The organism is Cohnella sp. GCM10012308 (genome assembly GCF_042649185.1).
In the GTDB taxonomy this organism is placed as follows: Bacteria; Bacillota; Bacilli; order Paenibacillales; family Paenibacillaceae; genus Cohnella.
This window is the reverse complement of record NZ_JBHRYU010000032.1, coordinates 1-13943: the sequence shown is the minus strand read 5'-3', so window position 1 is coordinate 13943 and position 13943 is coordinate 1. Positions and strand designations below refer to the sequence as shown.

At 62.2% G+C, this 13943-nt stretch carries 13 protein-coding genes; 9 read left to right on the top strand and 4 right to left on the bottom strand.

Going from position 1 to position 13943, the window contains the following annotated elements; all coding sequences use genetic code 11:
• Nucleotides 1–16: 16 nt before the first annotated feature.
• The gene (locus tag ACFOTD_RS26775; protein WP_378123013.1) at nucleotides 17–1252 is read right to left on the bottom strand and encodes a right-handed parallel beta-helix repeat-containing protein; all 1236 of its coding nucleotides are present in this window, start codon (nucleotides 1250–1252) and stop codon (nucleotides 17–19) included.
• 263 nt (nucleotides 1253–1515) lie between these two features.
• Here ACFOTD_RS26775 and ACFOTD_RS26770 point away from each other — a divergent pair, with 263 nt between their 5' ends.
• The 6 genes from ACFOTD_RS26770 (at nucleotide 1516) to ACFOTD_RS26745 (ending at nucleotide 7696) form a co-directional block, all read left to right on the top strand.
• Nucleotides 1516–2520, top strand: coding sequence for an ROK family protein (locus tag ACFOTD_RS26770; RefSeq protein WP_378123012.1), 1005 nt, complete (start codon nucleotides 1516–1518; stop codon nucleotides 2518–2520).
• Nucleotides 2510–3745: an N-acetylglucosamine-6-phosphate deacetylase gene (gene nagA, locus ACFOTD_RS26765; RefSeq protein WP_378123011.1), complete on the top strand. Its 1236-nt coding sequence runs from the start codon at nucleotides 2510–2512 to the stop codon at nucleotides 3743–3745. The genes ACFOTD_RS26770 and nagA overlap by 11 nt, the downstream gene beginning before the upstream one ends.
• 168 nt (nucleotides 3746–3913) lie before the next feature.
• Nucleotides 3914–4954 carry a UV DNA damage repair endonuclease UvsE gene (uvsE, locus tag ACFOTD_RS26760; protein ID WP_378123010.1) on the top strand — a complete coding sequence of 347 codons (1041 nt, stop codon included), beginning with the start codon at nucleotides 3914–3916 and terminating at the stop codon, nucleotides 4952–4954.
• 515 nt (nucleotides 4955–5469) lie between these two features.
• On the top strand, nucleotides 5470–6288 hold the full coding sequence (locus ACFOTD_RS26755) for a sulfite exporter TauE/SafE family protein (protein ID WP_378123009.1): 819 nt from the start codon (nucleotides 5470–5472) through the stop codon (nucleotides 6286–6288).
• A 136-nt stretch (nucleotides 6289–6424) separates the two neighbouring features.
• A complete protein-coding gene (locus ACFOTD_RS26750; protein WP_378123008.1) occupies nucleotides 6425–7261 on the top strand; it encodes an inositol monophosphatase family protein in 837 nt (278 codons plus the stop codon).
• 108 nt (nucleotides 7262–7369) lie between these two features.
• Nucleotides 7370–7696, top strand: coding sequence for a hypothetical protein (locus ACFOTD_RS26745; protein ID WP_378123007.1), 327 nt, complete (start codon nucleotides 7370–7372; stop codon nucleotides 7694–7696).
• A gap of 276 nt (nucleotides 7697–7972) precedes the next feature.
• Here ACFOTD_RS26745 and ACFOTD_RS26740 read toward each other — a convergent pair whose 3' ends face one another.
• Together ACFOTD_RS26740 and ACFOTD_RS26735 are read right to left on the bottom strand one after the other, a co-directional pair.
• On the bottom strand, nucleotides 7973–9307 hold the full coding sequence (locus ACFOTD_RS26740; RefSeq protein WP_378123006.1) for a glutamate-1-semialdehyde 2,1-aminomutase: 1335 nt from the start codon (nucleotides 9305–9307) through the stop codon (nucleotides 7973–7975).
• Nucleotides 9308–9431: 124 nt separating this feature from the next.
• Nucleotides 9432–10439, bottom strand: coding sequence for an LCP family protein (locus ACFOTD_RS26735; protein WP_378123005.1), 1008 nt, complete (start codon nucleotides 10437–10439; stop codon nucleotides 9432–9434).
• 114 nt (nucleotides 10440–10553) lie between these two features.
• Between ACFOTD_RS26735 and ACFOTD_RS26730 the strand changes: the two genes are divergently transcribed.
• From ACFOTD_RS26730 to ACFOTD_RS26720, 3 genes are read left to right on the top strand one after another with little or no spacing between them, the layout of a single operon-like run.
• On the top strand, nucleotides 10554–11738 hold the full coding sequence (locus ACFOTD_RS26730; protein WP_378123004.1) for an ABC transporter ATP-binding protein: 1185 nt from the start codon (nucleotides 10554–10556) through the stop codon (nucleotides 11736–11738).
• A complete protein-coding gene (locus tag ACFOTD_RS26725) occupies nucleotides 11735–12529 on the top strand; it encodes an ABC transporter permease (protein ID WP_378123003.1) in 795 nt (264 codons plus the stop codon). The genes ACFOTD_RS26730 and ACFOTD_RS26725 overlap by 4 nt, the downstream gene beginning before the upstream one ends.
• 6 nt (nucleotides 12530–12535) lie before the next feature.
• Nucleotides 12536–13339, top strand: coding sequence for an ABC transporter permease (locus ACFOTD_RS26720; RefSeq protein WP_378123002.1), 804 nt, complete (start codon nucleotides 12536–12538; stop codon nucleotides 13337–13339).
• 479 nt (nucleotides 13340–13818) lie between these two features.
• On the opposite strand, the gene ACFOTD_RS26715 is transcribed toward ACFOTD_RS26720, so the two are convergent.
• On the bottom strand, nucleotides 13819–13943 hold a 125-nt coding region (locus ACFOTD_RS26715), incomplete at its 5' end, for an IS3 family transposase (RefSeq protein ID WP_378123082.1).

Here is a 13943-nt window from a genome sequence, read left to right as displayed (position 1 = left end):
CCGGAACGGCTTTCTTTTATTCGTGCCTGCCGTCGGGCAGCCAATGATCGTGCGTCCGCAGCGCGCAGCCGGCGAACTTGTTGTCCCCGAGCGTGATCCCCGACGTATGCGGCTCCAGGCAGATGCCGATCGTCCGCTCCGGCGGCGCTTTGGAAAAGGAGATCCGATTCGATACGAGCTCGACGTCGTGCGTGTACCCCCGTATGCGGATGCCGACGTAGCCCATATCGTCCGAGCCGTTATCCTCCAGCGCGTTTCCTTCGACCCGGTTGTAGCTGGGCGACATCGGTTCTTTTTCGTTGCGGAAAAAAATGCCGTAATACCGGTTGTCCGACAGGCGGTTGAACCGGATTACGTTGCGGACGTCCTTGTGGCCGATGGACAAGCCGTTCATGCCGTTGCCGACCGCCGTGCAGCCCTCCACGATGCTGTCCTGCACGCGCCAGCAGAGGAAGATGCCGTCCATGGCGTTGCGATCGAAGCGGCTGTTCACGATTCGCGTGCGGGACGTGCCGCTCCCGGGATGGATGCCTTTGCCGCCGTTGCCGACGGACTCGCATTCATCGACGTAGATGTCCGCGCAGTGCTGATAGCTGATACCGTCTCCCTTGTACGCATGCACGGCGCAGCGTTCGATTCGCGCGCCGGCGACCCCGTACAGGTAGATGCCCGCGCTTCGGCAGCCCTCGGCCAGCGTGGCGTTGTTCTCGCCGCCCCGGACGGTCAGGCCGTACAGCTCGATCCGCTCGCAATCGTAGGCCGCGACGACCGGCGCCTGCGTCGTCACGATGCCGCCTTGTTCGAGCAGCACGGTCGCATGGAGCTCGCGGTCGAGGTGCAGCGCTTGCCCTTCTTTGCCGACGACGACGGCGACCGTATCCCCGAAGCCCATGCTGGACGCGGCTTTGCGGATCGTCACGGTCTGTCCGATCGCGAAGCGGCCGGGATGTTCGACTGCGACCTGGCGTTCGTGCAGGTCGGCGTCGGATGCGAGCGCGGATATTTGCTCTCCGCCCTGCTGCAGGACGGTGCGGCCAGGAACGCCTTCGAGCCGCACGCGCGAACGCAGATGCAGCGTGCCGTCCAGCGCGTAGACGCCTTCTCCAAGCTTGACCGTGCCGCCTCCCAGATTGGCCGCATAGTCGATCGCCGATTGTATGGCCCGGGTCGCCCCGCCGGCCGCGAACGCCGCGGTCGCGGATGCGGGCGAGTGCGAGGGCGAGGGTCCGACTTCGATGACGATTTTCTCCATCTCTTCACAGCTCCTTGTAGGGAATCCCCCATGATCCAGTCCAGTCTACCCCAGGCGCGGCGGCGCGGCGATGAGGCAATCGCGTTTTTTACTGGGTGGATTTTAATCGCTCCGCGGCTTCGCCGGATGGCGGGGCACCGGAGCCAGGGCTCGCGAATTTAAAGATAAGAGTCTCGCAGTATAAATTAAGATCGGCCCGTTTGCCCGAAGCCCGATTCGTTCTACGATGAAGCTACATCAGGCTTGACGGGAGGAGGCCGCGCATGGCGGATCGGGGAATGACGGGCAAGGCTTTTATCGGCGCGGATATCGGAGGGACGAACACGGTGATCGGGCTCTTCGACGAGCGCGGCTTGCTGCTCGGAGAGCGGCGGCTGGCGACGATGCGCGCGGATCCCGGTCGTCCGACGTCCGATCCGGCCGAATTTATCGACCGGCTGGGCCTGGAGATCGGGGCGCTCGCGCTGGCGCACGGGTACCGCGATATCGCCGCCGCAGGGTTCGGCGTGCCCGGCTGGGTGGATACCGCGACCGGCATGGCGCTGGATGCTTCCAACATGGGCTGGAAAAACGTGCGGTTCGCGGAAGCGATGGGCCGCCGTCTGGGGACGCCGGTCTTTATCGACAACGACGTCAGGCTCTATACTCTGGGAGAGGCCGAGGCGGGAGCGGGCATGGGCTGCGCCGACCTGGTCTGCGTCACGGTGGGGACCGGACTGTCGGCGGGCATCATGATGAACGGCGTCTTGGTGCGCGGGAGCCGTCTGCTCGCCGGCGAGATCGGGCATGACCGCGTGGACGGCCAGGAAGCGCCTTGCAACTGCGGCAAGCGGGGCTGCCTCGAGACGATCGCTTCGGCGCCGGGCATCGCGCGGCTGGCGACCGAGGCTGTGCGCGAAGGGAAGCTTGCGGCGCTGGAGGGGATTGACCGCCCGCTTACCGCGCTTGATGTATTTCGGGCGTGCGAGGCGGGGGATGCTGCGGCTGCTGATATTTTCCGCTTCGCAGGTTGCGCGCTCGGCCGCAAGCTGGCCGCGCTCGCCTTTGCCGTCGATCCGCGGATGATCGTCGTCGGGGGAGGCGTGGCCGCCGCGGGCGACTATTTGCTGCAGCCGATCCGCGACGAGCTGGCCGTGCACATCCCAGAAGCGGAGTGGAGACCGCAAGTGGTGCCCGGCAAGCTGCGGGACAAAGCCGGCCTTGTCGGCGCCGTACGCTTCGCCATCGAAAAATGGTCAGAGGAGAGGGGGGGCCTCCATGAAGAATAGCGCGGGTCGCCGCCTGCTGGTAACGAACGGAACGATCTACGCGGGCGGCCGGAGGATCGACGGCGGGCGCATGTTGATCGGCGCCGACGGACGGATCGAAGCCGTCGGCGGCCCGGAATCGGGCGCTGCGGGATCGGGGCCAACGGGGGGAGCGGCTGCCGGACTGGAGGATGCGGAGGCGCAGATCCTCGATTTGGGCGGAGGCATCGTAATCCCCGGGTTAGTCGACCAGCATGTCCACGGCGGCGGCGGCTGGCAGGCGATGGACGCCACGTACGAGGGCCTGAACGGGATGAGCTTGTATCATGCGGCGCACGGCACGACTTCTTTTCTCGCGACGACGGAGTCGGCCGCCGAGGCGGAGATCTTGGACGCGCTGCGAAATGCCGTGCGGGCTGCCGGACGGGGGCTCGAAGGCGCGGAGCTGCTCGGCGTCCATCTGGAGGGCCCGTTCCTGAACCCGGTCCGCTGCGGGGCGCAGGACAAGGCGAACATTCGTCCGGCGAATCCGGACGAGCTGGACCGCTACCTCGACGCAGGCGGCGGGCTTATCCGGATCGTCACGGTCGCGCCGGAGATCGACGGCGGCATGGAGGCGGCGGAACGTCTGCGCCTGGCGGGCATTACCGTGTCTGTCGGACATTCCGACGCGACGCTGGCGCAGATGCGCGAGGCGATCCGGCGGGGGGCGACGCAGACGACGCATCACTTCAACGGCATGAGCCCGTTCCATCATCGGGAACCGGGCGTGGCCGGCGCCGGGCTAATCTGTCCGGAGCTGACGGCGGAGCTGATCGCGGACGGCATCCACGTCCATCCGGACGCGGTCAAGCTAATGTATGACGTCAAGGGGGCTCACGGCGTGTGCGTCATTACGGACGCCGTCTACTGCGCCGGACTGCCCGACGGGGAATACGGCAACGCGACGATGAAGGACGGGCAGGTGTGGCTGAAGGACGGCTCGAGTCTCGCGGGCAGCAGCCTCACCATGCTTCAGGCTTTGAGAAACGTCCTGCGGTTCACCGGACGCCCGCTGGAGGAGGTACTGCCTTCGCTGACGGAGATGCCGGCCCGGCAGATCGGCGTATCGGGGCGGAAGGGAAGGCTGGAGGCGGGCATGGACGCCGATTTCCTTGTGCTGGACGGCGCGCTCGTGCTGCAGTCGACCTATGTGCGGGGCCGCAAGGTCTATGCAAGCAAGACGGCCCGCCATCCATTCAGATGAGGTCTCACGATATAAGCCGCGGTATTCCTCCCCGGTTCGCGCCACTCCGTTCGAGCAGCGATGCTTGGCGAGGCGGCGTTTTTTTCTGCATATAAACGGCTCTTTTTGCGATTGCATGGGTGGGCTGTGTCCGCAAGGGGTACACTTCATTAAAAAGGAGGCGGTCCCGTGCTCGTCAGGTTCGGCTTTGTCGCCATGTCCGTGCTGCTGGAAAACGCATCCCCGTCGCGCACGATGACCTACACCAACTTCAGCAAGCTGCCGGACCGCGAAGGCGGGCTGCTCCGGCTTGCGCGCATTGCGCAGGAGAACCTGCAGCATACGCAGCGGCTGCTCAGCCACTGCAAATATTCGGACATTCACCTGTACCGGCTGACATCCAAGCTCATTCCGCTCGCGACGCACGACGCGCTCGCGGACTGGGACCCGTATGCGATCCTTGCGGACGATTTTGCCGCGGTCGGCGCTTATGTCCGCGAGACGGGCATCCGCGTTTCGTTTCACCCCGATCATTTCACCGTCTTCAGCACCCCGCGTCCGGAAGTGCTGCGCAATTCGATCAAGGACCTCAACCATCATGTCCGGATGCTCGAGCTGATGGGGCTGGACGAACGGGCGACCTGCAACATCCACGTCGGCGGCACCTACGGCGACAAGGAGACGGCGGGCCGGCGTTTTCTCGCGCAATTCGGCGCGCTCGAGCCTCGCATCGTCCGCCGGATGACGCTCGAGAACGACGATAAGACGTTTACGGCGGCGGAGACGCTTGCGATCAGCGAGGAAGCGGGCGTGCCGATGGTGCTCGACATTCACCATCATGCGGTCAACAATCCGGATGGCATCGAGCCGCAGGTCCTCTGGGACCGCATCCAGCAGACTTGGCGCGACTATGGCTGGAACGGCCTTCAGCATGAGGCGGGCGTTAATTCGGATGGAGCCTTTCCGCGCGTGCCGCTTCCGCCCAAAATTCACGTTTCCACGCCCAAGAGCGCGACCGATCCCCGCGGACATGCCGACCACGTCTCCTTGGAGCCGCTGCTCTCGTTTCTCCGCGCGATCGCCGGATCGACGCTCGCCGTCGACGTGATGATCGAAGCCAAGCGGAAGGACGAGGCGCTGTTCAAGCTGATGGACGAATTTCGCGCAGCCGCCGAAGCCGGGGCCGGCGATATCCGGATCGTGGACGGGGCTAGCGTGGAGATCGGATGAGCGGAGGATTCGCGTGAACATAAGCTCGCCGCAGAATCGCCCCGTTTAGGCTAAATAGCGTCCCCTCAGTCCGGAACAACGTCGATTTCCCTATAGACGCGCATATAGCGGCCGCTGTGTTCGAGTCAGTGCGCCGCTCATGAAGCTGCGGACCGTAGCGATCTTATTTCGGGCCGTTAAGCGTATATGTGCGATGCAGCGGACTCAGGTTCCGCTATTTCGCATGCGTCGTCGCTGAATCGCCTCATTTACACTAAATATCGTCCCCTCAGTCCGGCAACGCGTCGATTTTCCCCATAACCGCGCAAATAGCGGCCGCTGTGTCCGCGGACGCTGCAGTCCGCAGCTTGGCAAACTAACTCTGCAAACTAACTCTGCAAACTTAATGGCATGAATCCATTTCCGGCATGCTGCAGGCCAATTCCTCATCCGGCAATGGACGCTTCGCTTCCCGTGCAGGATACAGGTATAATAAAGTGAATCCAACCAACACGACTCAGTAGGGAGAATCTCAGTTGTCTACGGCTATACTTGTACTGATTGGCGTCGTCGCGGCTTTGTTCGGCAGCATCGTCGGACTCGGAGGCGGCATTATCATCGTGCCCTCGCTCGTGCTGCTGGGGCCGAGCCTGCTCGGCGAAGAAGTGGCGTCGCAAACGGCTGTCGGCACCTCGCTCGCCGTGCTTATTTTCACGGCTTTGACGTCTACATGGACGTACCGCAAGCAGGGCAAAGTCGATTTTCGCAGCGGATGGCTCTTCTTCGCGACGAGCGGACCTGCCGCCATGATCGGGGCGCTGGTGACGGACTACATCCCGCAGGGGCCGTTCCAGCTGGCGTTCGGCTTGTTCATGCTCGCGATGTTCGGCTTGATGCTGGCCCGCGAGCGGATGAAGCCGCTGCGCATCGACTGGCCGATCAAGCGCGTGTTCACCGACGGCTCCGGTGCCGTTCACGAATACGGCTACAACCTGCCGCTGGCGCTGACGATCGGCTTCGCCGTCGGGCTCTGCTCGGGCTTGTTCGGGATCGGCGGCGGTTCGCTGTTCGTGCCGATCATGGTCATCTTGTTCAGGTTTCCGCCGCATGTTGCCACGGCAAGCTCGATGTTCGTCATTTTCCTGTCCTCGATATTGGGCAGCACCGTGCATCTGTGGAACGGGAACATCGATTGGCCGCTATTTCTGGCGCTTGCGCCGGGTGCGCTGATCGGCGGCCGCGCCGGCGCGATCATCGCTTCGAGGCTGTCGGGGCCGCAGTTGATGTGGCTGTTGCGGGTGACCTTGCTGGTTATGGCCGGTTATCTCATCTTCAAGGGCGCGAGCGAGATGTAGCGTTCGGCCCTTCCTGCAAGGGGCGGGGCCAAGCGCCGGAACGCTCTGCAGCGCCGTCGCGTATAACTAGAGAGATCAACGGTAGACAAGCGGTCTAAGCCATACGAATTCATAATGCGTAATGAGGGATGAGGATATGAACGACAATCCGAATACGATCGGGGGCAAGAGCTTTACCGCCGTCGCGATCAACTGCGCGTCCAAAGCGGGCGAGTGGATCAAGAGCAGGATCGGGCAATTCGCGGCGCCCGATCTTAAATTTTCGAAGCACGATCTCGTCACCGAAGTGGACAAGGGCTCCGAGCGCCTGATCCGCAATTTGCTGGCGACGCATTACCCGACGCACTCTTTTCTGGGCGAAGAAGGGGTAGAGCCGGGGCCTGAGGCTTCCGCGCAATCGATCGCCAAGATGGGCGGCAGCGAATACCTGTGGATCGTAGATCCGGTGGACGGCACGACGAATTACGTTCACGGATTTCCGTTCTACTCGGTATCGATCGCGCTCGCTTATCGCGGAGAAGTGATCGTCGGCGTCATTTACGACCCGTCGCGAGACGAGCTGTTCGTCGCCGAAAAAGGCAAGGGCGCCTATGTTCACGGCAAGCGCATGCAGGTGTCGGCCGAGCCCGCGCTCGCGCAAAGCCTGCTGGCCACCGGCTTCCCGGCGGACCATATCTCCGCGCTGCCGCGCAATCTCAAGCAGACGCTGGCGCTCGCGCCGCAAGTACGCAACATCCGCAGCTCCGGCTCCGCCGCGCTTCACATGGCATACGTAGCCGCGGGCCGGCTCAGCGGTTTCTGGGAAGTCGGCCTGAACGCCTGGGATCTGGCGGCGGGCGCGCTGATGATCGCGGAGTCCGGCGGCGTCGTTTCCGAGCAGAACGGCCAGCCTTATTCGCTCGGCGTGCGGGATATCGCAGCCAGCAACGGCGCCATTCATGACGAATTGTTGAAGGCGCTTGCGGAAGCTTAGGCGTCTTTGTCCGCGGTATCGATTCGACACTTAAGCATTTGATCCCGCTTGGGGTACATGAGAGTAAGGCATATGGATCATGCTACCTACGAAAGGAGAGCGACTACGATGCGCGACGACCGAATGGACGGAAGATTCGACCAATCGCAGCCGCTGCCGGAGCGTCCGGAGGGACTGGCCGCGCGGGCGGCCGAGGAATACGTGGATGACGAAGCGGCCTTTATGTCCGGCGCGGAGGCCGAGCTCGTGAGGCAGCTGACCGAAGGAGAGCCGGCGGCCGGCGATCCGAACGAGGAAGCGCTCGCGCGCCTCTCCCCCCGCTGGGAGATCCGGATCCAGACGGAGCGGGATCCCGTAGCGGAAGAGACGGCGGCTTACCGCAAGCTGGCGAAGGAAGCGGACGGACGGTACGACGATCGTGCCAAGTCGGAGTAAGCAGGCACAGAAAAAGACGACCCGTTGGTCGTCTTTTTCTGTGCGCTTTGCGTTTTGTTAGGTTGGCGCACGGCGGCGTTACGGCGTGGTGCGTTACGGCGCGATGCGATGCTATGCGGTGCCGTGCTGTGCTGTGCTGTGCTGTGCTGTGCTGTGCTGTGCTGTGCTGTGCTGTGCTGTGCTGTGCTGTGCTGTGCAAGGCTTTTCGCGCCGGCACAACCCGAGCGCGAGAATAGCACCAGCAGCTCGGCTTCGTATTCCTCTTGCCGCCGCCGGCTACCGTATCGCCTTGAAGCTCTTGTCCGCCGCTTCGAGCGTCCTGTCGATGTCCGCGTCCGTATGCGCGGTCGTCAGGAACCACGCCTCGTACTTGGACGGCGCCAGGTAAATGCCGCGCGACAGCATCTCGCGGAAGAATGCCGCGAAGCGTTCGCCGTCGGTATCCTGCGCCTCGTCGTAGTTCGTGACGGGGTGGTCGCAGAAGTGGGTCGAGATCGCGCCTGCGATGCGGTTGACCGTCAGCGGCACGCCATTGCGCGCCGCGGATTCGCGCAGGCCGTCGGCCAGACGCGTGCCGAGCGCCTCCATGCGGGCATAGACGCCCGGCTCGCGCAGCACCTCGAGGCAGGCGATGCCCGCCGCGATGGAGGCGGGGTTGCCCGCCATCGTGCCCGCCTGGTAGGCGGGGCCAAGCGGCGCAACCTGCGCCATAATCTCGGCGCGGCCGCCGTAGGCGCCGATCGGCAGTCCGCCGCCGATGATCTTGCCGAGCGCTGTCAGGTCCGGCTCGATTGCCGCAAAGTCCGGGAACGCCGCAGCGTACGTTTGCGTCGTGCCGTAGTGGAACCGAAACGCCGTGATGACTTCGTCGTAAATGACGAGCGCGCCTGCCGCACGGGCCATGCGGCACACGTCCTCGAGGAAGCCCGGCTTCGGCATGACCATGCCGAAGTTGCCGACGATCGGCTCGACCATGACGGCCGCGACATCGTCGCCCCAAGCTTCGAGCGCGAGCCGCAGCCCTTCGGTGTCGTTAAACGGCACCGTGATCACTTCGCTCGCGATGCTGACCGGGATGCCCGCGCTGTCGGGGATGCCGAGCGTCGAGGGACCCGAACCAGCGGCGACGAGCACGAGGTCGGAGTGGCCGTGGTAGCAGCCGGCGAACTTGACGATCTTGTTGCGCCCGGTGGCCGCGCGCGCGACGCGGATCGTCGTCATGACGGCTTCGGTGCCCGAGTTGACGAAGCGGACTTTGTCCAGCGACGGGATCGCTTCCTTCAGCATGCGGGCGAGCGTGACTTCGCCCTCGGTCGGCGTGCCGTACAGCGTGCCGTTCTGCGCGGCGCGCACGATCGCCGCAGTGATGTGCGGGTGCGCATGGCCGGCGATGATCGGTCCGAACGCGGCCAGGTAATCGAGGTAGCGGTTGCCGTCGACGTCCCAGAAATAGGCGCCTTCAGCGCGTTGCATGAACACCGGCGCTCCGCCGCCCACGGCCTTGAAGGAGCGGGAGGGGCTGTTGACGCCGCCGACGATATGGCGCTGCGCTTCCTCGTAGAGGCGCGCGGATTCGGTTCTTGGGTTCGAAGCTTGATTAAAATCGGACATAGCGGTGACCTCCTGAGCGAATGGGATAATGGGATAAAATATGGGGAGAACGGGATATTGGGATAAAGGGACGGCTGCGGACGAACGTCAAGGGACCGCCGAATCGGCGGTCCCGGTAGGACGGTTATGGCGTAGCGCTCGCGGAGCCCGACGGCGATGGCGATGCGACGGAAGAATCCGAGGCGAGCACTTCCTGGATGTACTCGCGCAGCTTATCCTCGTCGCGGATGCCGATCGTCGAGCCCCCGATATTCTGCTCGACCAGATTATCCATCGGCGGCAGCTGCGCGGAGCCGGCCTGGTGCGATTTATAGCCGAGGCTGGCGAGCTTCCACATGTCGTTGACCGACATGTTGGTCTCGATATAAGGCACGACCTGGTTCAAAATGGTCGGCAGCTTGATCAGATTCCAGCCCGACTGCAGCTTGTCGGCGACCGCGCCCAGGAAGGCGCGCTGACGCTCGGTGCGCGTATAGTCGCTGAGCTTGTCGTGGCGGAACCGGACATACTGCAGCGCATGGTCGCCGTCGAGATGCTGCTGGCCCTTTTTTAGATGAATGTCGAACAAATGCTTGTCCGCGGCCGACTCGTAGTCCATGTCCTTCTCCACGTAGAAGTCCACGCCGCCGATCGCGTCCACCAGCTTGATGAAGCCTTGGAAATCCGCGTACACGTAGTACTGGATATCAAGCCCGGTCAACTCGGAGATCGTCTTCATCGACAGGTTGGGACCGCCGATCGAGAGCGCCGCGTTGAGCCGATCCGAGCCATGTCCCGGAATCTTCACGTACGTATCGCGCAGGATCGAGAAAAGATGAACTTTTTTCGTCGTCGGATCGAACGAGGCGATGAGCATCGAGTCCGATCGGGGCGTTTCTCCCTGGGTGAGTCCTCGATTGTCTCCGCCCATAAGCAGGACGTTGACGCGTTCGGAGCCGGTCCACTCGGGCGGCTGCTCCTCGGGCTTGTCAGGCACGTTGCTGAAAATCGAGTCTTCCTTCGGTTTGTCGAGCTGCTCGAGCGCGTGGTAAGTATTGTAGAAGTACCAGGTAGCAAAGGCAATGACGACCACTAATATGGAGAGACCCGTGTAGAGAGGCCATCTTCTTTTTTTTCGCGGCTGACTGCGCATCCTCATGTTCCCTTCGTTTTACGTTAAGATCAATCTCCTGTAAGATATCTTATTGAATTATATAGTTCCCGCACGACTCGAATCAAGTTAAGTCGAATCACGGAGGAATTTGGAATGTTAGCCATCGACGTACGCGATCTGCGCAAGCAGTTCAACGTTCAGAAAAACCGCGAAGGCATCGGCGGTGCGCTTCGCGACCTATTTAAGCGCGAATATACGGAAGTGACCGCGGTCAAGGACATCAGCTTCCAGATCCCGCAGGGCGAGATTTGCGGCTATATCGGAGAGAACGGCGCCGGCAAGTCGACGACGATCAAGATGCTGACCGGCATTCTCGTCCCGACGTCCGGGCATATCAAGGTCAACGGCTTCGTGCCGCACAAGGAAAGAGAAAAATTCGTCCAGGGCATCGGCGTCGTATTCGGGCAGCGGAGCCAGCTTTGGTGGGACATCGGCGTCATCGAGTCGTTTCGGCTGCTGCGCAAGGTGTACGGCGTCGGCGAAAACGACTTCAAGCGCCTTCTCGACGAGCTCGTCGAGACGCTGTCGCTCGGCGAGCTGCTGAACCGTCCGGTGCGCAAGCTGAGCCTCGGGCAGCGGATGCGCTGCGAGCTGGCGGCGGCGCTGCTGCACAATCCGTCGATATTGTTCCTGGACGAGCCGACGATCGGTCTGGACATCGTGGTCAAGACGGAGATCCGCGAGTTTCTGAAACGAATCAATCGCGAGCGCGGCACGACAATTCTGCTCACGACCCACGACCTGCAGGATATCGAAGCGCTCTGCTCGCGCGTCATCATGCTGGACGACGGCAGGATCATCTATGACGGCGGGCTGGAGGAGCTCAAGACGCGTTGGGGCAAGGGCCGCGAAGTCGTCTTCACGTTCGGCGATGCCGTACGGGCCGATCGGCTGGTCGCGTTGACTGAGGGCATGGACGTTAGATGGAGCCTTGGCGACGCGTATACCGCGACCGTGTGGATTCCGCTCGAGATCAACGTGTCGGATGTGTTGTCACGCGTCGTCGGCACGATGGAGATCAGCGACATCAAGATCATCGAGACGAACACCGAGGAGATCGTGCGCGAGATCTATCGGACGGGCAGCGCGCAGACGCCTGCGGAGGCGTTGGCGGCCGGCGGCCGGGACGATGGAGAGGGCGGCGGAGGAGCAGGGAGCGGCGCTGAAAGTGGCGCAGAGAAAGGCACAGAGAACGGCACAGTGAACGGAGCAAAGAACGGCAGCGCAGGCACCGACAGTTCGCGGCCCACCGCACGGGCGGAGGCGACCAAGCCGTGAATGCCGCATACTTCGAATTTATCCGCATCCGCTTTTTGACGATGCTCGCTTACCGCGTTAATTATTATAGCGGTATCATCGTTTATGCCATTAACATCGGCGCCTACTACTTCCTCTGGAAGGCGATCTATGGCGACGCGGAGACGCTGGCGGGCTTTACCGTCGAGCAGATGACGACGTATGTCGCCGTATCCTGGATGGCGCGCGCGTTTTACTTCAACAATCTGGACCGCGAGATCTCGAACGAGATACGCGACGGCAGCGTGGCCGTGCAGATGACGCGGCCGATCAATTATTTAATGGTGAAAATGATGCAGGGCTTCGGCGAGGGCGTTTTTCGCCTGCTGCTGTTCATGGTGCCGGGCATGATTCTGGCGACGCTGCTTTTCCATGTGACGCTTCCTTCGGACCCGATGCGCTGGATCGTGTTTTTCATCATGATCTGGTTCAGCTTCCTGATCAATACGCAGCTTAACATTTTGACCGGCCTGTTCGCCTTCTTTGTCGAGAACAACGAGGGACTCATGCGCATGAAACGCGTGCTCGTCGACCTGCTGTCCGGCGTCGTCGTGCCGATCGCCTTTTTCCCGGCTTGGGGACGGGCGGTCATGGATTGGCTGCCGTTTCAGGCGATTACGTATTTGCCGAGCTCGGTGTTCACGGGCAGGACAAGCGACGCGGAAACTTGGCACGCGCTGCTCATTCAGATCGGCTGGTTCGCAGTCCTCGTCGTCCCGATCTTGCTCATGTGGCGGTCGGCGCGTCGTCGTCTTTTCGTGCAAGGGGGCTAAAGTAAAGTGAGACTGTCTAGATTGGGCTATACGTTCGGCCTGTTCAAGGAATACATCGCCAATTATGTCAAGGTGAAGCTGACCTACCGCGCCGACTTCTGGGTAGAGGTCGTGAGCGATCTGCTGTTTTCGCTGACAAACCTGGTATTTATTTTTATCGTGTTCCAGCACACCCCGACGCTCGGGGACTGGAGCGAATCCGAGGTCATATTCGTCTATGGCTACTTCATGATCGCGCAAGGCGTGTTCAGCGCCTTCACGAATCTGTGGAACTTCGGCGACCGCTACATTATCAAAGGAGAGATGGACCGCGTGCTGACGCGGCCCGCCCACTCCCTGGCCCAGGTCATGCTGGAAAACGTAGATCCGCCGTCGCTCGTATCCTCGCTCGTAGGGCTCGCGATCATGGGCACGGCGTGGGGGAAACTCGGGCTCGCGTTCGACTGGTACGACCCTTTCGTGCTCATCGTCATGGTGCTGGGTTCGGTGCTCATCTACACGGGAATCTACGTGACGCTGTCGGCGATCTCTTTTTATTCCGACGCGCCGACGGGCATCATCCCGCTCATGTACAACATTCAGAGCTACGGCCGCTATCCGGTCCAAATTTACAACCGGGGCATCCGCTTCCTGCTCACCTGGGTGCTGCCGTTCGCCTTCGTCGGCGTATACCCGGCGATGTTCTTCCTCGAGGCGCACCGCGACGTCTTCATGGCGTGGATGACGCCCGTCGTCGGCCTCATCGCCGCCGCCATCGGCCTCGCAGTCTGGAACCGCGGCGTGAAGCGTTACAGGGGAGCGGGGAGCTAGAGCTCCCTGGCCGTTAGCGGCACCAAATGCCGCTAATGCACGCCACCGCGCCGCTCCCTGGCCAATAACGGCACCGAATGCCGCTAAAGCACGTCACAACTACGCTCCCCTGGCCGTTAGCGGCACCAAATGCCGCTAATGCACGCCACCGCGCCGCTCCCTGGCCAATAACGGCACGAAATGCCGCTAACGCACGTCACAACTCCGCTCCCCTGGCCGTTAGCGGCACGAAATGCCGCTAACGCACGTCACAACTCCGCTCCCCTGGCCGTTAGCGGCACGAAATGCCGCTAACGCACATCACAACTCCGCTCCCCTGGCCATTAGCGGCACCAAATGCCGCTAATGCACGTCACAACTACGCTCCCCTGGCCGTTAGCGGCACCAAATGCCGCTAATGCACGCCACCGCGCCGCTCCCTGGCCAATAACGGCACCGATGGACCTCTGTCAAGAAAGTGGACAGTACTTTAACGAATTTTAGCTTATCTCTCTTACAGAAAATTGTGCACGAAACTGAGCCGGCGACAGGTATCCCAGCGAGCTATGGATTCGTTTGCGGTTGTAGAATAGCTCGATGTACTCGAAAATCTCTTGCCGGGCTT